This is a genomic window from Advenella incenata (assembly GCF_004217095.1).
Taxonomy (GTDB): domain Bacteria; phylum Pseudomonadota; class Gammaproteobacteria; order Burkholderiales; family Burkholderiaceae_B; genus Advenella; species Advenella incenata.
In genome coordinates, this window is sequence record NZ_SHKO01000001.1 from 1597718 (window position 1) to 1619163 (window position 21446).

Below are 21446 nucleotides of genomic sequence, written 5' to 3' on the forward strand. Positions count from 1 at the left end.
GTAATGCAAGGGAGTATCACCGGGCTAGCGGTGGGCGACTTTGTACGTGGCGGGCCGGCGGCAAGCCCTGCATCGTGGCCGGTTTGTATTGTCCCTGCAATGGGATTACACTTTCGCACGCTGGTCCACATGGCCATAGATCACTGCCGGATGAACGTTACCTTATGAAAACTGAACCGTTATCGCAATCAACCGAGCCGCTGGGGCTGACCATGGGTGATGCCGCAGGCATCGGGCCCGAACTGGTGGCCAGGCTGTTCAGCCAGGGCCTGCCCGCCAGCGCTGTGGTGTACGGCGATGCGGGCGCCGTATCGCGGGCGGTGGTTCAATTGGGGCTGGATCTGCCGGTTACCTCGTATGGCTCGGTGGCACAGTGGCGGGCAGCACACCAAAACCGGTCAATTTCATCTGAAATACCGGTAATTAGCTGTGCCGATCCTTTGCCGGAGAATTTATTGCTGGGGCAGGTGAGTCCGCAGGCCGGCCTGGCATCCTATCATTTTCTCCTGGCCGCGATTACAGATGCCATGGCCGGCGAGATTTCGGCAATTGTCACGGCGCCCATCAACAAGCTGTCGCTGAAGGCGGGCGGCGTCGATTTTCCCGGGCATACGGAAATCCTGGCGCACGCCGCTGGCGTACCGCGGGTTGCGATGATGCTGCTCAACGAGCAATTACGGGTGATTCTGGTGACCATTCATGTGGCCCTGAGCGAAGTGCCTGCGCTTATTACATTCGAAAACGAGCTGGATACCATCCGGCTGGCGGATCGTGCCTGCCGGATGGTGGGCCTGGCGGGGCCCCGCATTGCGGTGGCGGGACTCAATCCGCATGCTGGCGAGGGCGGGCGTTTCGGCCATGAGGATGATGCTGTCATCCAGCCGGCGATCGCGGCGGCCCGGGCCGAAGGCCTTGATGTGAGCGGCCCCTATCCGGGCGATACAATTTTCATGCGGGCGCGCCGCGGAGAATTTGACATTGTGGTGGCGCAATATCATGATCAGGGCCTGATTCCGGTGAAGTATCTGGGCGTAGACAATGGCGTGAATGTGACGGTGGGTTTGCCGTTTATCCGCACCAGCGTGGATCATGGGACGGCTTACGATATTGCCGGCAAGGGGGTGGCGGATCCGTCATCATTGCGTGTCGCCTGTGAACTGGCTTTGCAGATGCGTAACCCGAGTGTCTGATTTTCGCGCCGGCACACCATGGTGTTGCAAAATTCGTAGATAAATGACTGATTTAATGCTAGAATACCTGATTAAGTAAAAATTTCTCGGAGAATCTCATGGCAGAAGTCAAACGCACTCGCCGCAACACGCTAGAGCGTCGTTGCCTGGGTAAAGCATTCAAGCGTCTTTTTGTACGCTCGCCCAAAGGCGTATTCAAAATGCTGGAAAAAGTAAAACGCGTATAAGCGGCGCAGCGGGCGAAGGCTTCATTGCCGGCGGCCCGTTATGAAGTGTCTTCTGTGGCGCTCTATAGGTGCTACTAGGCAAATAGACGCTTCCAGCAGTCGGAATTGCGTTACGTCGTTTTTTCATCGCAAGATTTGCATGAAATGGTAATGCGACGTATTCAATGCGATGCATTGCTCTCTGGTATCCGATGGCGTTTTTTCGCTAGACGGCAGAGATTGAAAAAAAGCCACTTGCGCAAGTGGCTTTTTTCTCGCCTGGTTGTCGGTGGCAGTCGCTGCCCGGTCGGATTTTGCAGGCATGTCGTGCAGTCCTAATGTAGTTCGTTATTGCGCACGACGGCTTACTTTTTGCTACAAGTTGCACATCGTTTTCATCACTTTCTCTGCTATCGTAAACCAACAAAAATAAAATAATGATCGGATTGAATACGTAAAGCCATGACGCAAAATCTTTATTTTTTTACGGTGTTGACGCCTACCTACAATCGCGCTCATACCCTTGAGCGCGTCTACCAGTCGTTGTGCGAGCAGCAATTCAAGGATTTTGAGTGGCTGGTTATCGACGACGGTTCGACCGACAATACCCGCAATAAAATAGAAACCTGGCAGGTCGATTCGCCATTTCCGATCCGGTATGTCTGGCAATCGAATCAGCATAAAAAAACAGCATTCAATACCGGCGTTAAGGAAGCCTGGGGGCGCCTGATTGTTGCGCTCGATAGTGATGACACGCTCTTGCCCGATTCGCTGCAGTCCATGGCGGATGTATGGCGTGGCATTCCCGATGATCTGAAAAGCGGGTATATCGCCGTAACCGGTCTGTGTGCGCGTCCTGATGGCAGTATTGTGGGGGATCGGTTCCCGGAAGATGTCATGGACATGACTTCGCTAGATATGAATTTCAGATGTCATGTGAAGGGAGAGAAATTCGGCTGTCTGCAGACACAGGTACTCAAGCATTTTCCATTTCCCGAAGATATCGACGGTTTCGTCCCCGAAAGCATGGTGTGGCGGGCGATCGCGCGAGATGGCTATCTGACGCGCTTTGTTAATAAAGTATTCCGCACCTACTACGAGAGTGAAGATTCACTGAGTAACGAAGGCGCGGCGTCAGGTGAAAAGCATGCGTTGGGCATTCTGTTGCTGGCCCGCGATACGGTGGTCAATTGTCTGCCCTGGTTCCGTTTCCAGCCCATGTCGTTTTTGATGGCGGCGGCGCGATATACCCGCTTTCGCATGCATCTGCAGCGAGCCGGAAAGCCCCTGCCTCCTGCCGTGGAATTGCAGGGCAATATGTCAAGATTGCTGGTGTCGCTGATGTATCCGGTCGGATGGGCGCTATATCTGCGGGATCGCCGCCGGCACGCATAATCGGCAGGTGCCTGAGCTTGACCTGATCATTGCGATGCGGGGCATAACCTTCCGCACCGTTTGCCGATCATTTATCTGCAACGTTTATCTTCAATGTATACCCGCAGCGTTCAGGCAAACTCAATGCAGCGTGGGTGAGGATGGGTCCTGGGGGGCAGGGGGCGGATCTTCGTCTTCATCCTCGTCGTTTTCTTCGATTTCAAGTAATTCGCCGGGCTCCGGGTCGCGCATGCCGAACGGCAGCAGTTCTTCTATATTGTCTCCCCATTCGACTTCCTCGCCTTCGAAATCAATACGCACGAATCTTGCATTTTCGATATCGGTAATCTGAATGCCCCATAGAAATTCACAAGCATAAACTTCTTGGTCGGGGTTTTCCAGGTCACTGGATTCGCTGATGAGCCGTGCACCGGGGCCGCCCATTTCAAGGGTGACAATATCGTCGGGGGTTTCATCTGTAATATCCAGCGGGACGCCGAAAGCGACCCATTCCATCCCGTCTTCGGTGGTATCGATTTCGGCGATGACCGGTTTGGCCAAATAGGCAGTAAGCGCATCTGCAGTTTTTTTCAGCAGTGCGATCTCGTGGTCGGTGAATGTGGGTTCAGGTACAAAACTCATAGCAGGGGTCCGATTTCTATTCTTATTGTTATTGTAGCCGCCCTCGCGCGGCACGCATCATGTTTATTTCATACAATGGTTATTTGAATCTTTTGCAAGCAAAATTAACTATGGCCCAGTACGTTTATACGATGAATCGTGTCGGCAAAATCGTGCCCCCGAAGCGGCAGATTCTGCGCGATATTTCTCTGTCTTTTTTTCCGGGCGCCAAAATCGGCGTTCTTGGTCTGAACGGATCCGGTAAATCTACGCTGTTGAAGATCATGGCGGGGATAGACACGGATATTGAAGGCGAAGCCACGCCCATGCCCGGCCTGAAAATAGGGTATCTGCCGCAGGAGCCACAACTGGTTCCGGAACATACCGTGAGACAATCGGTAGAAGCCGGCTTGGGTGAAGTGTTTGCGGCACGCCAGCGGCTGGAAGAGGTGTACGCCGAATATGCCGAGCCCGATGCCGATTTTGACAAGCTCGCAGCCGAACAGGCCGAGCTCGAAGCGGTCATTGCTGCCGCTGCATCCAGTGGCGCCGACGATATCGGCACGCAGATGGAAATAGCTGCCGACGCGTTGCGCCTGCCGCCATGGGATGCTGTTGTTGGCAAGCTCTCGGGCGGCGAGAAGCGGCGTGTGGCGTTGTGCCGCCTGCTGCTATCCAAGCCGGACATGCTTTTGCTGGACGAACCCACCAACCACCTGGATGCCGAGAGTGTCGAATGGCTGGAGCAGTTCCTGCAGAAATTTCCAGGCACCGTCGTGGGTGTAACGCATGATCGCTATTTCCTGGATAATGCGGCCGAATGGATTCTTGAACTGGACCGTGGCTACGGTATCCCCTGGAAGGGCAATTACAGTTCCTGGCTCGAGCAGAAGGAAGCCCGCCTGGGACAAGAAGAGGCCAGTGAAACGGCACGCCAGAAAACGATTCGCAAGGAACTGGAATGGGTGCGCCAGAATCCGAAGGGAAGGCAGGCCAAATCCAAGGCGCGTCTTGCCCGTTTTGAAGAGCTATCGTCACACGAGTACCAAAAACGCAATGAAACCCAGGAAATCTTTATTCCCGTGGCCGAGCGTCTTGGCAACGAGGTGATTGAGTTTGCCAATGTCAGCAAGGCCTTCGGCGAGCGCCTGCTGATAGATGATTTGAGTTTCAAGGTGCCGCCTGGCGCAATCGTCGGTATTATCGGCCCCAACGGCGCAGGTAAGTCCACGCTGTTTCGCATGATCGCCGGACAGGAACAACCTGATGCCGGTGAAGTGAAAATAGGCCAGACCGTAAATATTTCATTTGTGGATCAATCGCGCGAAACACTGGCCAATAACCAGAGTGTGTTCGACTTTGTATCACAGGGATCGGATGTGCTCAATGTCGGACGGTTTGAAATTCCCACTCGCGCCTATCTGGGGCGGTTCAACTTCAAGGGATCTGACCAAACCAAGCTGGTAGGACAGCTTTCAGGCGGTGAGCGCGGCAGGTTGCACATGGCCAATACGCTGATCAAGGGCGGTAACGTATTGCTGCTAGATGAACCGTCCAATGACCTGGACGTGGAAACCCTGCGTGCCCTGGAAGATGCTCTGCTGGAATTTGCCGGCACCGTTATGGTCATCAGCCACGATCGCTGGTTCCTGGACCGTATTGCCACGCATATTCTGGCCTTTGAGGGCGATTCCAATGCCGTATTTTTTGACGGTAATTATCAGGAATATGAAGCCGACAAGAAAAAACGCCTGGGCGAAGAGGGCGCAAAACCACGCCGTATTCGCTATAAGGCGCTGAAGTAAACTGTCGCTTCGCTGCGGTCGCACATTGTTGCGCAATAAACGCGACTGCAGCGTTGCATTTTGCCCACGCAAACGTGAGGGTTTATTTCAGTTGATATCATTTCGATTGAAATAAAACATCTGTGTAACAAAGCACCACGATGCAGTTGGTTGCTTAAAGTTTTCCATTGTATAGTGTCAATAAGGCGTTTGAGACGAGCACTCGCTTGGCCAATACGCGAGATATCTTCATTCCCACTCAGGAGTACATAATATGAAAACGAATATCGTAGCCAAGAGCATCATAGCTGGTAGCCTTGCCATTGCACTGGCAGGATGTGGCGGTATGACGCAACGCGACAGAAATACTGTCGGCGGCGCAGCCATCGGTGGTATCGCCGGCTCGTTGCTGACTAACGGCGGTACCTTAGGTACGGTTGGTGGTGCTGCTGTCGGTGGTGTGATCGGCAATCAGGTTGGTGGTCGTCGTTAATCGCCAGCGATTTTGTTCGCAGTTGCATCTGGCCCCAGGTGGGCTAATCAGATCAGCCGACCGGCAAGGGTCATTGTTTTGAGCGTGTCAGGATAGCCCTGACCGCTACGAATGAAATCCAGGGACCGAGTGTTGCCTCAGCAGCACTCGGTCCTTTTATTTTTAACTCCCGCCTATCAGTCCACTCACGTGGCCGGGATACAGCTTCCGGTTGAGCATCAATTGCCGGGCTTCTATCGCTTTGGGACTGCCCATTGATTTGCACGCGGGCTCATGATTTTGCAAGGATGCTATGAGTCTATGAGTCTATGAGTCTATGAGTCTATGCGCCGCTGTGCTGAGGCAATGCTTTCGTCAAGTGCGCGACTTGCTTGGAAAACGATGAGGCGTTTGGCCTGTCGGAAATAAAAACAGCACCGCAATGCCGCCAGTTGTTGCGGTTATTGTGGTGCTGTTCAATTTGGCTTGCTGTCTGGGTTTTGCTTACGCAGTACCAGAAGGCATCTGCCCCGGGGTAGCTGCCAGCACAGTTGTGATGGCAATGCGTGGAGGCGAATCAGCCGACCTTTGCGATCACGTCTCTGGGATCCTGAGGCATTTCGATCTTGACTTCGAGTACTTCCAGATTGCCGTGTTTGTCTACATTGACTTTCAGGTCTTCCGGATTGATTTTGATGTATTTTGAGATGACTTCGATCAGATCTTTTTGCAGTTGTGGAAGAAAATCTGGTGCGCTGGCCGTGCCTTCCCTGCGCTCATGTGTAATGATGAGCTGAAGACGTTCTTTGGCAACGCTGGCCGATGATTTTTTTTCACCAAGAAGAAATTTCAGGAAGGACATATTACTTGCCTCCGAAAAGTCGTTTGAAGAAGCCCGGTTTGTTATAGTCGGTAAAACGCAGGGGTTTTTCTTCGCCCAGGTAGCGTGCAACGATGTCCTGATAGGCTTCGGACACGTCGGAGTCTTTCAGATGAATAGCGGGTACACCGGAGTTGGAGGCCTGCAAGACCGATTCAGACTCTGGCACAACGCCGATCAGCTTGATGCGCAGGATATCTTCGATATCCTTCAGGGACAGCATTTCACCGTCTTCAACGCGTTTCGGGCTATAGCGGGTGAGCACCAGGTATTCCTTGACAGCGTCTTCGCCCACTTCGGCGCGGCGTGACTTGGAGGAAAGGATACCCAGAATGCGATCGGAGTCGCGTACCGAGGAAACTTCAGGATTGGTTACAACCAATGCATCGTCGGCAAAATAGGCAGCCATGAGTGCACCGGTTTCAATGCCGGCGGGCGAGTCGCATACGATATATTCAAAATCCATTGCTTTGAGATCATTCAGCACTTTTTCCACGCCTTCGCGCGTAAGTGCGTCCTTGTCGCGGGTCTGTGACGCAGGCAGGATGAACAGATTTTCCATCTGTTTGTCCTTGATCAGCGCCTGGTTCAGCGTGGCTTCACCCTGGATAACGTTGACGAAATCGTACACGACGCGGCGTTCACATCCCATGATAAGGTCAAGGTTACGCAGGCCAACGTCGAAATCGATGACGGCTGTTTTGTGGCCACGCATGGCTAGGCCGGATGAAAAACTGGCGCTGGTGGTGGTTTTGCCCACGCCGCCTTTACCTGAAGTTACCACAATGATGCGAGTCATGTAAGGTTATTCCTATATATCCGTATGGCTGTAAGTGCCGATATCTTAACGCATATCGGTATGAATTTCTTTTAAAAAACGTTACGGGAAGCCAGTGCTATCCCTGACCGCTGTTGTCGCCCGGAATAAATTTGAGTGTATCGTTGTCAAGTTCGACAATGACTGGCTTTTTATTGAGCTGTGGTTCGATATCGGCGTCAATGACGCGATAGATACCGGCTATGGCCAGCAGTTCTGCATCCAGATGCGAAGTGAAAATCCGCGCCGACGCGTTGCCGCGGGCACCAGCAATAGCCTTGCCGCGCAAGGGGCCGTATACGTGAATGTTGCCGTCGGCGATCACTTCGGCCCCACGGCTGACAACGCCAATGACAATCAGATCGCTGTTGCGCGCATAGACGCGCTGACCGGAACGCAACTGGCGGGCCAGCACCATGGTGGGTACCGGTACCGGCACTTCGCGAATGGTTTCGCGCACGATCGGTTCGGCTGGCCGGGAGGGGGTGCGCGAGGAATGGGAGCCTTTGCGGGTGTCGGCCGGCGGTGCTTTCGGCGCGGGCGGCACGTCTTTTTCCGTCGCTGTCGCCACCGTCCGGATGTTGGCGGCCGGTGCCAGTTTGACCGCATCGGCTACCGGTTCGGTCAGCAGGGTCGGCTCTGGCGGCTGACGGTTATTGAGGGTGGATACGTCGACCTTGCACAGGCCTGCCTGGCGAGCACTGTCGATCAGGGCGCCATCGGGGCCCATGACGCCGATAACCGGAAGCTTGTGCCGGGCGAGCAGTGCCACCAGTTCGGCCCAGTCGGGCGCATCGCTCAGACCGCTGATATCCAGGACGACCGGTTCGTGTTCGAACAGGCTGCCGGCTTCGGCCATTTTCTGTTCCAGCGCCTGCTGCAGTGCTGCCGTATCGGTACTTTTAAGTTCGATCCGGACAACGAAAAGCGAAGCGCTTTTGAATTCGAGGGCAGAGAAAGAGGATTTGGAAGCCACGTTTCAATTCACTTTAATAAATTAGGACCATGAATCCCGCAGCGTAACACAGCGGTTCAATACCGGGTTTTCAGGAGTGGAGTCTTTGGCATCTGCGACAAAATAGCCCAGCCGCTCAAATTGCCAACGGGCGCCGGGTGTGGCAGTAAAGCCCGGTTCGAGCCAGGCGTTGACGCGCTGCACCGAGTCGGGGTTCAGATAATCAAGAAAATTCTTGTCGCCGCTGTCGGGAGACGCGTCGGTGAAGAGTCGGTCGTAGAGCATGACCGTCGCCGGCACGGCATGGGCAGCGCTGATCCAGGTGATATTGCCCTTGACCTTGACGCTGTCGGCGCCTGGCGTGCCGCTTTTTGTGTCGGGAAGGTATTCGGCATATACATGCGTAATGTTACCGGCCTCGTCTTTGTCAAAGCCGGTGCATTTGATTACATAAGCATATTTGAGCCTGACGGTATTGCCGGGGAACAGGCGGAAATATTTCTTTGGCGGCTCTTCGCGGAAGTCGTCGCGTTCTATCAGCAATTCGCGCGAAAAGGGAAACTCGCGCCGGCCGGCCTGTGCGTCGTGCGGGTTGCGCGGGGCGCTGCACGCCTCGGTCTGGCCTTCGGGATAATTGGTAATAATGAGCTTGATCGGATCGAGCACAGCGACACTGCGATCGGCAATCGGATCAAGGTCATCGCGCAGCGCCTGCTCAAGCAGACTATAGTCAATCCGTGAGTCGGACTTGGATACACCCAGGCGATCACAGAAAAGTTTGAGCGAGGACGGCGTATAGCCGCGGCGACGCAGCCCGGCAAGGGTGGGCATGCGCGGATCATCCCAGCCGGTGACATGGCCTTCACGCACCAGTTGCAGCAGCTTGCGCTTGCTGGTCACGACATGCTTGAGGTTCAGGCGCGCAAATTCATACTGGCGGGGTAGCGGATCGCGCAACTGGCCCAGTTCCATCAGTCGGGCCAGCACCCAGTCATAAAATGGCCGCTGGTCTTCGAATTCCAGGGTACAGATGCTATGGGTGATGCCTTCGAGCGCATCCTCTATCGGATGGGCGTAAGTGTACATGGGGTAGATGCACCAGTCGTTGCCGGTGCGGTGATGTGCCGCATGGCGAATACGATATAGCACCGGATCCCGCATATTGATATTGGGCGAGGCCATGTCCACTTTGGCGCGCAGCGCCAGGCTGCCGTCAGGGTGTTTGCCCGCTTTCATTTCACGCAGCAGTGTCAGTGAAGACTCGGGCGAGCGATCACGCCAGGGCGAATCGACGCCGGCCGAGGTAAGCGTGCCGCGGTTGAGCCGGATCTGTTCAGGCGACTGTTCATCGACATAGGCATAACCGCCCTTGATCAGCGCTTCGGCGAAGTCGTACATGTAGCCAAAGTAATCACTGGCGAAATAGCGGTTTTCCTCGCCGTCGGGCCCTTTGGTGGTAAAACCCAGCCACTCGAGCGTGTCGTCAATGGCATCCACATATTCCTGCTCTTCCTTTTCAGGATTGGTATCGTCAAAGCGCAAATGGCAGGTGCCACCATAATCGCGCGCCAGGCCGAAATTCAGGCAGATGCTTTTGGCGTGCCCGATATGCAGGTAGCCATTGGGCTCGGGTGGAAAACGGGTGCGGATGCGGGCCGGGTCTTTCGGTGCATTCTGCAAAACCGAAGCTGGCCCGGGTTCACCGGCCCATCTTTTTGATTGATAGCGGTCGTTGCTCAGATCGTTTTCAATGATGGTTCGCAAAAAATTAGCGGCAGGAAGCTCTGGCGTTGAGGCGGACATATTTTAAAATTTCAGTAATTCGATAATATCGACCATTTTGCCATGTTCAGCGGTTAGACTCATGGGAATCGCTCAACTGCCCCGAAATTTAAACTGCTATCGAGAATGTGGGATATTTCATCATTACAGCTGGCAAAACTGCAGTTTTTCAGTTCGCTCTCCTTTTTTTCCGTTTTCGGACTGTGTACGGTCGTCCTGGGCTGGTTGCTGCTGTTTTGTAAATGCATGACGCATCGCAAGGCTGCCGACGGGCGCTGGATGGATATGTACCGCTTCTGGGTGCGTATTTTCGCGCTTTCGATGACTGTATCACTGCTGGGTATGGTGTTTCTCCTAGTCCAGTCTGGCGCCTTATGGCCCAATCTGTTCGTGCGGCTGGGGCCCGTCAGCGGTCCGCTTATCGTCCTGATCGCTGCGAGCACATTCATCATTAAACTGTTCGTGACGGACATCATGCTGTATCGCCAGGGGACACTTTCATCCTGGTTGCATAGCATTTTTGTATTGCTGGCCGCGCTCGGCCTGACCGTTATTGCCGGGCTGTTGATTTGCTTTCAGAGCTGGCTGCATTTTCCGGCCGGACTGGCACCTGACACCGTCCCGCTTACCCTGACTGACTGGCGTGCGTTTATCCTGCAGGCCCAGGCCTGGCATCGCGTCACCTTCATGATCGCACTGGGTTGCCTGGGTGTCGGCGGGCTGATGGTATCGATCAGCGCCAGCGAGGCCCTGTCCAAACCCTTGAATGCGGCCGAACAGCTGGGATTCAGCATAGGCACGGGGTTGACAACCTTGGGGTTGGGCGTGCTGGCCGCCAGCGGCGCTGTTTTTCAAACCGAACTGTTCCGGCAGGTAGCGCCGCTGCCGATCATCGGGCTTTGGGCGCAAAAAATTGTGCTCGGCCTGCTCCTGTTGCTTGCACTGGTGTCTTTGGTTCAGTGGTGCTGGTATTTGAAGCGGCGCAGCGATTTCGGCAAATTGCCGCGCTGGGTGCAGCGCGTGCTGGTTTGGGTCGCGCCTGCGAGCTGGCTGGTCCTGTGGCTGACGCACGTCCTGCTATCGCTGCGCGATGGCCAGTATTTCGTACATGGGCTGGTGACCTACGCTGAGGCGTTCAGCAGTGAGCAGGGCGTCGTGCTGATTAGCGCTGTCACCGTTGTCATGTGGTTGTTGTTCGCTGTGATTTTGGCCGGTTTCATTTTCCTGGCACGCCGCGCGGCCCGCTATGGCGTCGTGCCTGTGCGTAAGATCCGGAGAACGGCATGATCGATACACTGGCGGGCTCTTTGGGACTCAATAGCTACGATCCGGGCTTCTGGATGCCGCTGCTTTGTTTTACCGTGTTTCTGGGTGTGTCCATCGCCGGCGCCGTCCTGGACGGCTTCGATTTGGGCGTGGGCATGCTGATGCCTTTTGCTACACCGGAGCAGCGGGCCCGGATGTTTACGTTCCTTGGCCCATGGCGCGACATGAATGTCTTCTGGATTTTCTTCGGTTGCGCCATCTTGCTGTCGGCCTTTCCCAAGGCATGGGCGTATGTAAGCGGCGCCCTGTATTTACCGTTGATGTTGCTGGCTGCTGGTGCCTTGTTGCGTGGCGTAGCCTATGAGTTTCGGCTGCGTGCACTGGCAGGGGGCCGCTCTGTGTTTGCTGCCGCCTTTGCTGTTGGCTCGCTGCTGACCGCTTTCGGGCAGGGGCTGGTGCTCGGCCGAATCGCTGTCAATTTCGGTACCGAGCCCGGCAGCCAATTGTTTGCTGTATTCATTGCACTGTGCACTGTGGCGACATTCGTCCTGCTGGGTGCTACCTGGCTGCTGATGCGGGTCGAAGACGATCTGCAGTTGCAGGCCCGGGGATGGGTGCGTCGGGCATCCCGCCTGACCGCTGCGGGTGTGGTGGCCGTCTCTGTGGCGCTGGGCATGGTCAACGGCGGGGTGTTTTTCAAGTGGACTGAAACGACCAGGCTGCCGGTGGTGCTGATCGGCTGGTTTGCCTTGCTTGCCATGTTCGTGCTGGTCGAACTGGTGGTGCGCAAGGTACAGCGCGTGCGCCTGCTTATCTGGCTGCCATTCATTCTTACGATTTTGATTGTCTTGAGCGTGATTGCCGGACTGGTGTTCAGTATTTTCCCGTTTTTTGTATTGGATGAGCTGACCATTTGGGAAAGTGTGACCAGCCTGGGAACAATCCGCTTGCTGGTCGTGGCCTTTGCATTGTTCCTGGTGGTGCTGCCACTGGTCACGCTGTGGTATTACCGGGATATGCTGGGCAAGGAGCGCAAGGCCAAAGATGTGTCGTTTATGAAGCGGGCGGATTAGCCCGAGGCAGGGTGACCGTTACCAGCAGGCCGCCGCTATCGCTGCTATCCAGTGTGAGCTTGCCGTTATGCGCACTGACGATGGTTTCTGCAAGCGATAGCCCCAGGCCGACGCTGCCGGTCATGGTCCGGGCTGAATCCAGGCGCGAAAACGCGCGCAGTGCTTCCGAGCGGCGTTCTGTCGGAATTCCGTCGCCATGATCGGCCACAGAAAGCATCGCCTGGTCGGCGGTCAGCGTCAGGCAGACATCCACCGGAGGACGCCCGTGCTTGAGAGCGTTGCTGATCAGGTTGTCCAGAACGCGCCCCAGCGACAAGGTATCGGCGCTGACATAGGCTGTCGTGGCGGGCAGGGGACGCAGATGCACCGGGCTGCCAGCATCATGCCAGGAAGCGACGCGCTCCTCAACCCAATCGCAGATATTGACGGACTGGAACTTATAGGTGGCCAGGTCCGATCCCCGCACATAGCTGATGAACTGGTCAATCATGTCCTGCATTTCGTGCACGTCGTTGCGCATGCCTTCCTTGAACGTCGTGTCATCGGTCAGTTCTACGCGCAGTCGCATGCGCGCCAGCGGGCTTTTCAGGTCATGGGGCAGGCCGGCCAGCAGGGTCTGCTGAACAGCCTTGGATTCTTCCAGCGCATCCAGCATGGCGTTGAAGCGTTCGCCGAGCTGACGGGTTTCAGTCGGACCTGCCGGAGTGACGCGTTCCGGACGTCCCTGAGCCAGTTTGTCTGCGGCCAGGGTGAGACGGGTCAGCGGGCGCGTGATATGCCAGGCGAACCCGGCAGCCAGAATCAATAGCAGGCCAGTCAGGCTCAGCCAGGCGATGGTAATCGCATGCATGTTTGGCGGCTGGATACGGTCCAACGGAATAACCAGCCATTCGCGGATGAATTGCGTGCCGTCATCGTCCGATTGGAGCGAAATGAACATGCGCGGTGTCGGCCCGCGTGTCAGACCGACTCGCGTTCCGTCATCCAGCTCCATATTGAGTCGTTTGACGATCTTCAGGATGTCACTGCTGGGCTGCTGGGCAAGGTGCGACGGCCCTGGGGGCGGTTTCTGGGCAGCCTGGCGACGGGCACGCTCTACTTCACGAGCCGCTTCCGGCACAGGCGGCGGCGCTGGTGCGATGGGGGAGTCAAGTGTGCCACCGCGGCGTCGCCGATTGGCATAGGGGTCGGCACGCGAAAGCAGGTACCAGCGCTTTTGGGATGCCTCGATAATGAAATCGGCGCGGCGGTTTTCAGGAATCTGCGATACGGCTGAGCGTAGCGTACGGATGGTGGTAGACAGGTAATTGACAACGATATCTTCCAGGAAACGTTCCTTGATATAGTTGCCGACTGTGAAGCTGCCGAGCTGCACGAGAATCACAGTGCCAAGAATGAAGAGGATCATCTGCAGCCGCAAGGAGCGCGGCCACAGCGAAGGTTTTATCATGCGTCAGGAGAGAATCGGTAGCCAATGCCCCAGACAGTTTGAATCCAGCGCGGGTCTTTGGGATCGTCTTCGACGGCGCGACGCAGACGCAGAATGGCGATATCGATGGCGCGGTCGTTGCGTTCGCCTTCGTCGTCATCGCGCGCCAGTGCAAGCAGCCGTTCACGGGACAGCGGTTTACCGGAGTTTTTGACCAGGGCTTCGAGCAGATTGATTTCACCGCCGGTCAGCTTGACCTGGGCACTGTCCTTGAATAACTGACGCCGGGCCGGATCAAAGGTAAACGGGCCGAAATGCACCGGGGTTTCCTTGACCAGCGCCGAGGCGCCTTTTTTACGTCGCAGCACGGTTTCGATGCGTGCCAGCAGTTCGCGCGGGTCAAAGGGTTTGCCAATATAGTCGTCGGCGCCGGATTCGAGACCGATAATGCGATCCGCCGTTTCGTCCTTGGCCGTGAGCAGAATGACCGGAATATCTTCATTCTGGGCACGCAGCCTGCGGCAGGTTTCCACACCATCGCCACCGGGCAGCATGCGGTCAAGCACGATCAGGTCAGGTGAAAATTTGGTTATACGCTGGTTAATATCGCTGGCGTCGGGTGCAAGCAGGGTATCGTAACCATGACGGTTCAGATATTCCGCGAGAAGCTGGCGCAGGGCAGGATCGTCATCGACGACGAGAATTTTTGTCAGTTGCTTGTCCATAGTGCCTCATCTTGCCAAAGGGTGGAAAGGAGCGCAAGCGGTCGAAATACAATGAAATCAGAAAGATCGGCCGATTGCGCAGTGCATTAGCGGCTGACCTGGAAAGTGCGTGTGGTTAAAACCTTTCCGGTTGCCACATCTGTGATTTTAACCGTAACCCGGCGAGCAGTCATTGTGGGGGGGATTTCCAGTGTTCCTGCTGCCTGCTGGAAATCGGTTACCTCAAGCGTGATCGGCTCCAGTTCAGCCGTGCCGGAACGGCCATTGCGGTAGCGGCCATTGACCGCAAATTCGATGGACGCCTGCATATCGGGATCCTGTTCATTTTTCTTCATGAGCAGCATGCTGTAGTCAAGCTTGCCCATCGGGCCACCGAATTCGCCAACGCGAATGCCCAGCGTACTGCCGCTTGGGTCTGCAGGAATGACTTTTTTGATCAGCGCCAGATTGTTGGCCAGGTCTTTGATCTGACCCTGAGCTTTGTTCAGTAACGCTGTCTGTGATTCCAGCTGCGATTGCAGGTTGTCGCGTTGCTGCGTGGCCGATTCCAGTTGCGATTGCAACTGCTGGCGGTCGGTCGAAAGCGAAGTGACTTCGCTGGTCAGTTTATTGGATTCGTCCAGGCTCAGGCGCTTTGGGCCGTAATTGGTTTGCAAAAACCAGTAACCGCCCGCACCGATAATAACGCCGGTAAACAGTATGCCCACCCACGGCGGCATGCGGCGGTGACGACGACGGCTGCTTGTTTCAAAAACAGAAGGCTTGAAGGTGGCTCTTTTAGAAGATCCAAACATGGGTGTTTCATCCGAATATCAACAGTAACGTATTGTACATTTTCCACTGGCAATTTAGCGGGTGGTGCGCAGTTGCCCGTCAAGTTCGGTCAGACGTGCAGGCGTGCCGACGTCGGTCCATTGGCCGGTGTAGTGATAACCTTCGACCGAACGGGTTGCCATTGCCATGCGCAGCAGCGGTGCCAGCGGCGCCGGTTGACCGTTGTCGATATTGCGGAACAGGCTGGGGTGAAATACACCTATGCCGGCGTAGGTCAGGGCCTTGTCGCCATTCTGACGGGGGCTCAGATAGCCTTGCGTGTCCAGGCGGAAGTCGCCTTCGGGGTGATGCTCGGGATTATCCACCATCAGAAGCCACGCCTGGGTCGGCGAATCGTGCAATCTGTTGACCACGCTGACGGCCTGCATGGGGTTCCAGTCGCACCAAACATCGCCGTTGATCACCAGAAACGGTTGATCGCCCAGCAGCGGCAGGGCATGGGCGATGCCGCCGGCGGTTTCCAGCGCAGTGGCCTCGCGGGAGTACTGAATCGCCACGTCATACTGGCTGCCATCGCCCAGTGCGGCCTCCAGGCGGTCGCCCAGCCACGCGTGGTTGATAACGATATCAGTAATGCCGACGGCAGCCAGGCGTTCCAGATGGTGGACAATCAGCGGTTTATCGTTGACGGGCAGCAGGGGCTTGGGCAGGGTATCGGTCAGCGGGCGCATGCGTTCGCCGCGTCCTGCCGCAAGAATCATGGTTTGAATCAAAATGTGTATCCTACTTTCGTTTCGATGTTGTCCAGGCGGTCCAGCAGTCGCAGCAGCGGGCGGAAGGCATTGTAGCGGGCGGCGACCTGACGTACGTACGCATTGACCCGGGGCATATGCTGCTGGTAATGGGATTTGCCGTCGCGGATCGAGAGGCGGGCAAATACACCCAGAATGCGTAAATTGCGCTGCAATCCCATCCATTCATAGTCAACGTGAAAATCGGCGAAATCTGCAGGAACCGGAATGCCGGCCTTCTTGGCCTGTTCCCAGTAGCGGATTGCCCAGTCCAGTTGCTGCGGTTCTTCCCAGGTGGTGCGAGCATCCATGACCAGCGACACCAGATCGTAGGAAACAGGCCCGTACACGGCATCCTGGAAGTCTATGATGCCCGGGCCGGCGCCGTTTTCGGGATGATCGTTGATCATCAGGTTTGGTGAATGAAAATCCCGGTGGACAAAGCAGCTGGCCTGCCGGGCATTATGCGCGGACAGGTTGTCGAAGATCGTGTTCAGCGCCGTGCGTTCCTGGTCGGACAGTTCGGCATTGCAGTGGCGCGCCACATACCAGTCGGGAAACAGGGCCAGTTCGTCGCGCAGCTTGGCGCTGTCGTAGGAGGGCAGGTGATCGGACGGCACTTGCTGCATCCTGACCAGCGCCTCTAGCGCGCTCAAGTAGTGCGCTTGCAGGGTGGTGTCATCCATCCCGTTCACAATGCGCTGGTAATAGGTATCGTGACCCAGATCGCTCAACAGCAGCAGGCCCTGTTCGACATGCGCCTCCAGAATTTTCGGCACGTTCAGTCCCGCCTGGTCCAGGCGCGTGGCAATATCCACAAACGGGCGGCAGTCCTCATGGGCTGGAGGGGCATCCATGATGATCAGGCTGTCCGCTTCCGTATCCACCCGGAAATACCGGCGAAAGCTGGCGTCGCTGGATGCGGGGCGCAGGCTGTCGGGGCGAATGCCGTATTTTTCTGCAAGCGGGACCAGCCAGGCCTGCACCAATGCGTAGCGGGAATCGGTCACAGGGGTGTCGGTCTCGGCTTCAGTGGTGCTGCCGGAGGGTGTGGAGGGAGCTGCGGACGTCGTCATGAATGCTTGTCGTGAAAAAGTATGTGATTTCAGTGGGTTGGGCCCGGTTCGGATTTTTATTTCGGTAAATCGGGCGGGCATTGCCGTTGCCTGCGGTACATAACTATAATAACGGGCTAATGTAAAAACTGCAGGTTACCGATATTTTATGCGGTATCCTCTGGTTTGTCCTGCATCATCAGGGAGTCTGACAAGACCCGATATCCTGGCGATGCATGTTGCAGTATGATTTTCCCGTCTCAGTCCCGGGAAACAGGGTAACAGGACAGGTTTCTTCAATTATTTCCGGTAAAAAGCACAGTGCGAAAGATCTGTCACCTATTTCTTCTGACCGTATCCCCGATTGCTTTTGCCCAGACCGGTGTGTCGGTGCCCGGAGTGGGCCAGACATCTGCGCCACGGCTGTATGTATCGCCGATGCTCGCCAGTCCGGCGCTTAACAACGATGAGATTGTCACGTTCACCGATAGCGCACGTGCGGACATCACCAACAACACCAATACCATTACCCTGGATGGCAAGTCGCAGATTCGCCGGCCCGATGCCATTCTGAAGGCCGATACCATCAACTATGACCGAAGCTCCGGCACGGTTACGGCACTTGGCAATGCGCGCCTGTTTCGCGATGGCAATCTGATCACCGGTCCGGGACTGCGGTACAACATCGACAAGGTGAACGGCACCATCACATCGCCGGTATACAGTCTGGCCACCGGCGGTCAGGGTCAGGCCAGTCAGGCCAATATCATTGACGATAATCATGTCAACCTGACGGATGCGACGTACAGCGGCTGCAATTGCGAAGAACCATTCTGGCAGATCCGTTCGAGCAACGTCGATCTGTACAACGATGAGAACGAAGGGATTGCCGAAGACGGCACGCTGTATATCAAGGGCGTGCCGGTGATGTGGTCGCCGTATCTGACCTTTCCGATCCGCGCAGAGAAAAAAACCGGCTTTCTGACGCCGACCTACGGCATGACCTCGCGCAGTGGTCTGGATCTTTCAGTTCCGTATTTCATCAATCTTGCGCCACAGTATGATTTGACCCTGGTCCCGCGCTACCTTAGCAAACGCGGTGCGCAACTGGGCGCAGAGTTCCGTTATCTGCAGCCGAATTATTCCGGTACGCTGACCGGCACTTATATGCATAGGGACAACGAGCTGGATCGGTCCCGCTGGATGTTTTCCTGGCGGCACCTGCAATCGCTCGGGTCTGTGCTGGGGCTCAATTTCAACCTGTCGGTTGACTGGAATGCAGTCTCTGACGATGATTACTACCGTGATTTCACGGACATGACCACCATCACCCAGGCGGACAAGACCTATCTGAACCGGAATGTCACGCTCGGGTTTTCTGGCTACAAATACTGGGATGGTTATTTGCAGATTCAGAAATACCAGACCTTGCAGGATGCCACGACGACCGACATTTACGGCCAGTACGAGAAAGTGCCGGAATTGCGGGTCCATGGCGCGCGTTTTGATTGGCACGGCCTGGATATGGAAACCACCAATACGCTGACGCGATTTGAATATCCCACGTATTTTGGCTCCAAGCTGAGCGACGAAGTCATTGATCAGACAGAAGGGCATTTGCGTCCGGATGGAACGCGCTTTACATCCTATTCCACGCTCAGTTACCCGATTGTCAGGCCCGGCTGGTACATTACCCCCAAAATCGGTGTGCATGCTTCCCAGTATGAAACCGACTGGTATACGCGTTATGGACAGCATTCGTTCTACAGCCAAAGCGGTAACCAGCGGCGTTCGGTATCACGAGTTTTGCCCATTGTGTCTCTGGACGCAGGCATGACATTCGAGCGTGAGACCACGCTTTTCGGATATCCGTCTACGCAGACCCTGGAGCCGCGGCTTTATTATCTGTACATTCCTTATCAGGACCAGAGCGACATCCCTATCTTCGATACGGATGTGAGCCAGTTCGGATTTGCCAGTGCCTTTTCCGAAAACCGCTATAACGGGGGATGGGATCGAATCAACAACGCCAACCAGGTCACGCTGGGCCTGACTTCGCGCTGGTTTGACCGGGATACCGGCTTTCAACGCCTTGCATTGCAAGTGGCGCAGCGCGTGTATTTTGACTCCCAACGCGTAACCCTGCCGTTTGAATCTCCGCGCACGGGCACCAAGTCTGACTGGATCTTCGGCGCAGAAGCGGCGCTGACCAATAAATTTACGACCCAGGCGGCCTTGCAGATCGACCCGTATCAGGGCAAGACAACCCAGGTCTACGCCGCAGCCAAATGGACGCCCAAGCGTCTGACCACGCTGTCGCTATCCTATCGTTACCAGCGTGACCCTTATGCGGATGAGGAGCGCACCGATATCAATCAGGGCAATCCGCTGTCCTACCAGTTGCAAGGCAAGGAAACGGTCAGCTTTGCCGGCCAGTGGCCCTTTACCAGCAAACTGTACGGCGTGGGCAGGGTTGATTACTCCCTCAAGGAAAGCCGCGTCACCCAGCATATTCTGGGTGTCGAGTATAAAGGCGACTGTTGCTGGACCGGGCGAGTTGTTTTGAAACGTTACGCCGTTTCGAAACAAGATTCGAATTCTGCTATATTCTTTCAGTTGGAATTGGCAGGGTTGGGCTCGGTCGGGAAAGATCCTATGGACTTGTTAAGACAGAATGTGCCCGGATACGAAAGTGTCAACACCCCCGTTCCGGCCAGGACATCATTTGAAAGGTATGAATAATGCGTAAATTGGGTTTCATGCGAACAGCAGTTGCTCTCGCCATCCCCGCTATTTTTATTGCTATGCCGCCGGCAGCGCAGGCGCAGCAGGCGAAAAAAGGCGGGGCGTCGCAGCAGCGTGCGCCAGGGCAATTCGCTGATGGTATTGCGGCCGTGGTCAATAATGAAATCATTACCATGCGCGAGCTGCAACAACGGATGGCCAGCAACCGCATGACTACTGGCGGCCAGAGTCAGGCTCAGCAGACGGTATTGCAGGCGATGATTGACGAAAAACTCATGCGCCAGGATGCCGAGCTATATGGCATCAAGGTTACTGATGCGCAGGTGTCTCAGGCCATGGCCAATATTGCCCAGCGCAACAACCTGCCGCCTGAAAAGTTGCGGCCGGCGATCGAGCAGATGGGCTTGAACTGGAATGACTATATCCGCAATCTTCGTAACGAAATGGTTATGGAAGAATTGCGTACCAAGATCATTCAGAGTCGTGTCAATGTCAACGAGTCCGATATTGATGCGTTTCTGAAACAGAACCCGACGGGTATTTTGCCTGGTCAGGGAGCCGAAAGACAGAGTCAGCCCAAGCCCCCACCGCAGAAGCAAGTTGTGGTTGAGCGCTCGTTTGTCCCCAAGGCGGTTGCCCTGCAGCATATTTATATTCGCGTGCCCGATAACTCGCCAGAGGATGTGGTTGCCGCCGCGCGCAAGAAAGCAGATGCCGCGATGGCAAAATTGCGTCGTGGGTCAAGCTTTGAAAGCGTAGCCAAGGAATATTCCGATGGGCCCGAGGCGGCAGCTGGCGGCAACCTGGGCATCCGCATGTTCGAAGACTGGCCATCGCTGTTTGTGAACGTCACGAAAAAAGTACCGGATGGACGCACCACCGGCGTTTTCAAGGCGCCTAATGGTTTTCACATTCTCAAGGTAGTAGAGCGTCGTGGCCTGGTGCAGGAAAACAAACGGGTCGTGACCGTGCAGCCGCCGGCGCCGCCTCCGCCACCGGTGCCGCCTATAGAAAAAATGGCCAAGCAGCAGGGACCGGTGAACATTACCGAGACCAAGGTCAAACATATTCTGGTTAAGATCACACCAGTCTTTTCTGACCAGCAGGCCCGTACAAAAATCAATGACGTTCGCAATCAGATCGAAGGCGGCATGTCATTCGAGGACGCAGCCAAGAAATTTTCGCAGGACACTTCAGCGCCACTGGGCGGAGAAATCGGCTGGATTCCACCAGGCGTTTCTGATCCTGCCTTCGAGAAAGCCATGAACGCCCTGCAGCCTGGCCAGCTTAGTGCGCCCGTGCGTTCGCAGTTTGGCTGGCATCTGATCACGGTTGAAGACCGTCGCAGCTCGGACAAACAACCCGAAATCCGCCGCAACCTGGCGCGTCAATCGCTATTCCAGAAACGCGCAGAACCGGTCTACGAAGACTGGTTGCAACAGTTGCGGGCCAAAGCGTATATTGACAACCGTCTGACGCAACAGAAAAGCCAGCCCTAGAGTAGAAT

19 protein-coding genes are annotated in these 21446 nt (G+C 55.7%); 9 read left to right on the plus strand and 10 right to left on the minus strand.

Features of this window, described 5'->3' with window-relative positions:
- The first annotated feature begins 164 nt into the window (after positions 1-164).
- The 3 genes from pdxA to EV681_RS07270 all read left to right on the plus strand — a co-directional run bounded on the left by pdxA (position 165) and on the right by EV681_RS07270 (position 2791).
- Positions 165-1190 (plus strand): 4-hydroxythreonine-4-phosphate dehydrogenase PdxA, encoded by a 1026-nt coding sequence (gene pdxA / locus EV681_RS07265; protein ID WP_128395388.1) that lies wholly within the window; start codon positions 165-167, stop codon positions 1188-1190.
- Between the two features lie 98 nt (positions 1191-1288).
- Complete coding sequence (locus EV681_RS22770) at positions 1289-1417, plus strand: hypothetical protein (protein ID WP_278044078.1); 129 nt, start codon at positions 1289-1291, stop codon at positions 1415-1417.
- A 441-nt stretch (positions 1418-1858) separates the two neighbouring features.
- The gene (locus EV681_RS07270; RefSeq protein WP_128395389.1) at positions 1859-2791 is read left to right on the plus strand and encodes a glycosyltransferase family 2 protein; all 933 of its coding nucleotides are present in this window, start codon (positions 1859-1861) and stop codon (positions 2789-2791) included.
- A gap of 120 nt (positions 2792-2911) precedes the next feature.
- On the opposite strand, the gene EV681_RS07275 is transcribed toward EV681_RS07270, so the two are convergent.
- A complete protein-coding gene (locus EV681_RS07275; RefSeq protein WP_128395390.1) occupies positions 2912-3412 on the minus strand; it encodes a hypothetical protein in 501 nt (166 codons plus the stop codon).
- A gap of 110 nt (positions 3413-3522) precedes the next feature.
- Between EV681_RS07275 and ettA the strand changes: the two genes are divergently transcribed.
- Both ettA and EV681_RS07285 read left to right on the plus strand, forming a co-directional pair.
- Positions 3523-5196 carry an energy-dependent translational throttle protein EttA gene (gene ettA / locus EV681_RS07280; RefSeq protein ID WP_130303618.1) on the plus strand — a complete coding sequence of 558 codons (1674 nt, stop codon included), beginning with the start codon at positions 3523-3525 and terminating at the stop codon, positions 5194-5196.
- 253 nt (positions 5197-5449) lie between these two features.
- Positions 5450-5668 (plus strand): glycine zipper 2TM domain-containing protein, encoded by a 219-nt coding sequence (locus EV681_RS07285; RefSeq protein ID WP_128395392.1) that lies wholly within the window; start codon positions 5450-5452, stop codon positions 5666-5668.
- A gap of 556 nt (positions 5669-6224) precedes the next feature.
- On the opposite strand, the gene minE is transcribed toward EV681_RS07285, so the two are convergent.
- The 4 genes from minE to EV681_RS07305 all read right to left on the minus strand — a co-directional run bounded on the left by minE (position 6225) and on the right by EV681_RS07305 (position 10102).
- Entirely contained in the window at positions 6225-6509 is a 285-nt protein-coding gene (minE, locus tag EV681_RS07290) for a cell division topological specificity factor MinE (protein ID WP_014750101.1), read from the minus strand.
- Position 6510: 1 nt separating this feature from the next.
- Positions 6511-7326, minus strand: coding sequence for a septum site-determining protein MinD (minD, locus tag EV681_RS07295; RefSeq protein ID WP_128395393.1), 816 nt, complete (start codon positions 7324-7326; stop codon positions 6511-6513).
- A 97-nt stretch (positions 7327-7423) separates the two neighbouring features.
- Positions 7424-8320 carry a septum site-determining protein MinC gene (minC, locus tag EV681_RS07300; protein WP_130303619.1) on the minus strand — a complete coding sequence of 299 codons (897 nt, stop codon included), beginning with the start codon at positions 8318-8320 and terminating at the stop codon, positions 7424-7426.
- Between the two features lie 21 nt (positions 8321-8341).
- Complete coding sequence (locus EV681_RS07305) at positions 8342-10102, minus strand: glutamine--tRNA ligase/YqeY domain fusion protein (protein WP_128395395.1); 1761 nt, start codon at positions 10100-10102, stop codon at positions 8342-8344.
- A gap of 105 nt (positions 10103-10207) precedes the next feature.
- Here EV681_RS07305 and EV681_RS07310 point away from each other — a divergent pair, with 105 nt between their 5' ends.
- Positions 10208-11368 carry a cytochrome ubiquinol oxidase subunit I gene (locus tag EV681_RS07310; protein ID WP_130303620.1) on the plus strand — a complete coding sequence of 387 codons (1161 nt, stop codon included), beginning with the start codon at positions 10208-10210 and terminating at the stop codon, positions 11366-11368.
- A complete protein-coding gene (locus tag EV681_RS07315) occupies positions 11365-12420 on the plus strand; it encodes a cytochrome d ubiquinol oxidase subunit II (protein WP_130303621.1) in 1056 nt (351 codons plus the stop codon). Before EV681_RS07310 ends, EV681_RS07315 begins: the two co-directional genes overlap by 4 nt.
- Here the strand turns inward: EV681_RS07315 and EV681_RS07320 are convergent.
- From EV681_RS07320 to EV681_RS07340, 5 genes are all read right to left on the minus strand, one after another.
- Complete coding sequence (locus tag EV681_RS07320) at positions 12401-13870, minus strand: HAMP domain-containing sensor histidine kinase (protein WP_128395398.1); 1470 nt, start codon at positions 13868-13870, stop codon at positions 12401-12403. The two genes, EV681_RS07315 and EV681_RS07320, sit on opposite strands and share 20 nt — an antisense overlap.
- Complete coding sequence (locus EV681_RS07325) at positions 13867-14574, minus strand: response regulator (RefSeq protein ID WP_128395399.1); 708 nt, start codon at positions 14572-14574, stop codon at positions 13867-13869. The genes EV681_RS07320 and EV681_RS07325 overlap by 4 nt, the downstream gene beginning before the upstream one ends.
- Positions 14575-14660: 86 nt before the next feature.
- Entirely contained in the window at positions 14661-15368 is a 708-nt protein-coding gene (locus tag EV681_RS07330) for a hypothetical protein (protein WP_128395400.1), read from the minus strand.
- Positions 15369-15422: 54 nt separating this feature from the next.
- The gene (gene murU, locus EV681_RS07335) at positions 15423-16118 is read right to left on the minus strand and encodes an N-acetylmuramate alpha-1-phosphate uridylyltransferase MurU (protein ID WP_165393026.1); all 696 of its coding nucleotides are present in this window, start codon (positions 16116-16118) and stop codon (positions 15423-15425) included.
- On the minus strand, positions 16118-17215 hold the full coding sequence (locus EV681_RS07340) for an aminoglycoside phosphotransferase family protein (RefSeq protein WP_130303622.1): 1098 nt from the start codon (positions 17213-17215) through the stop codon (positions 16118-16120). The genes murU and EV681_RS07340 overlap by 1 nt, the downstream gene beginning before the upstream one ends.
- A gap of 300 nt (positions 17216-17515) precedes the next feature.
- Between EV681_RS07340 and EV681_RS07345 the strand changes: the two genes are divergently transcribed.
- Together EV681_RS07345 and EV681_RS07350 are read left to right on the plus strand one after the other, a co-directional pair.
- Positions 17516-19936: an LPS-assembly protein LptD gene (locus EV681_RS07345; RefSeq protein ID WP_128395403.1), complete on the plus strand. Its 2421-nt coding sequence runs from the start codon at positions 17516-17518 to the stop codon at positions 19934-19936.
- Complete coding sequence (locus EV681_RS07350; protein ID WP_128395404.1) at positions 19936-21438, plus strand: peptidylprolyl isomerase; 1503 nt, start codon at positions 19936-19938, stop codon at positions 21436-21438. Before EV681_RS07345 ends, EV681_RS07350 begins: the two co-directional genes overlap by 1 nt.
- The last annotated feature ends 8 nt before the right edge of the window (positions 21439-21446 follow it).

What these genes read in the sequence shown, in the direction of transcription:
- EV681_RS07340 (WP_130303622.1), bottom strand. Translation starts at nt 17,215, where the DNA reads ATGACGACGTCCGCAGCTCCCTCCACACCCTCCGGCAGCACCACTGAA.
- EV681_RS07350 (WP_128395404.1), top strand. Translation starts at nt 19,936, where the DNA reads ATGCGTAAATTGGGTTTCATGCGAACAGCAGTTGCTCTCGCCATCCCC.
- EV681_RS07330 (WP_128395400.1), bottom strand. Translation starts at nt 15,368, where the DNA reads ATGTTTGGATCTTCTAAAAGAGCCACCTTCAAGCCTTCTGTTTTTGAA.
- EV681_RS07275 (WP_128395390.1), bottom strand. Translation starts at nt 3,412, where the DNA reads ATGAGTTTTGTACCTGAACCCACATTCACCGACCACGAGATCGCACTG.
- minE (WP_014750101.1), bottom strand. Translation starts at nt 6,509, where the DNA reads ATGTCCTTCCTGAAATTTCTTCTTGGTGAAAAAAAATCATCGGCCAGC.
- EV681_RS07305 (WP_128395395.1), bottom strand. Translation starts at nt 10,102, where the DNA reads ATGTCCGCCTCAACGCCAGAGCTTCCTGCCGCTAATTTTTTGCGAACC.
- EV681_RS07320 (WP_128395398.1), bottom strand. Translation starts at nt 13,870, where the DNA reads ATGATAAAACCTTCGCTGTGGCCGCGCTCCTTGCGGCTGCAGATGATC.
- EV681_RS07310 (WP_130303620.1), top strand. Translation starts at nt 10,208, where the DNA reads ATGTGGGATATTTCATCATTACAGCTGGCAAAACTGCAGTTTTTCAGT.
- EV681_RS07285 (WP_128395392.1), top strand. Translation starts at nt 5,450, where the DNA reads ATGAAAACGAATATCGTAGCCAAGAGCATCATAGCTGGTAGCCTTGCC.
- ettA (WP_130303618.1), top strand. Translation starts at nt 3,523, where the DNA reads ATGGCCCAGTACGTTTATACGATGAATCGTGTCGGCAAAATCGTGCCC.
- EV681_RS22770 (WP_278044078.1), top strand. Translation starts at nt 1,289, where the DNA reads ATGGCAGAAGTCAAACGCACTCGCCGCAACACGCTAGAGCGTCGTTGC.
- EV681_RS07270 (WP_128395389.1), top strand. Translation starts at nt 1,859, where the DNA reads ATGACGCAAAATCTTTATTTTTTTACGGTGTTGACGCCTACCTACAAT.
- EV681_RS07325 (WP_128395399.1), bottom strand. Translation starts at nt 14,574, where the DNA reads ATGGACAAGCAACTGACAAAAATTCTCGTCGTCGATGACGATCCTGCC.
- pdxA (WP_128395388.1), top strand. Translation starts at nt 165, where the DNA reads ATGAAAACTGAACCGTTATCGCAATCAACCGAGCCGCTGGGGCTGACC.
- minD (WP_128395393.1), bottom strand. Translation starts at nt 7,326, where the DNA reads ATGACTCGCATCATTGTGGTAACTTCAGGTAAAGGCGGCGTGGGCAAA.
- EV681_RS07315 (WP_130303621.1), top strand. Translation starts at nt 11,365, where the DNA reads ATGATCGATACACTGGCGGGCTCTTTGGGACTCAATAGCTACGATCCG.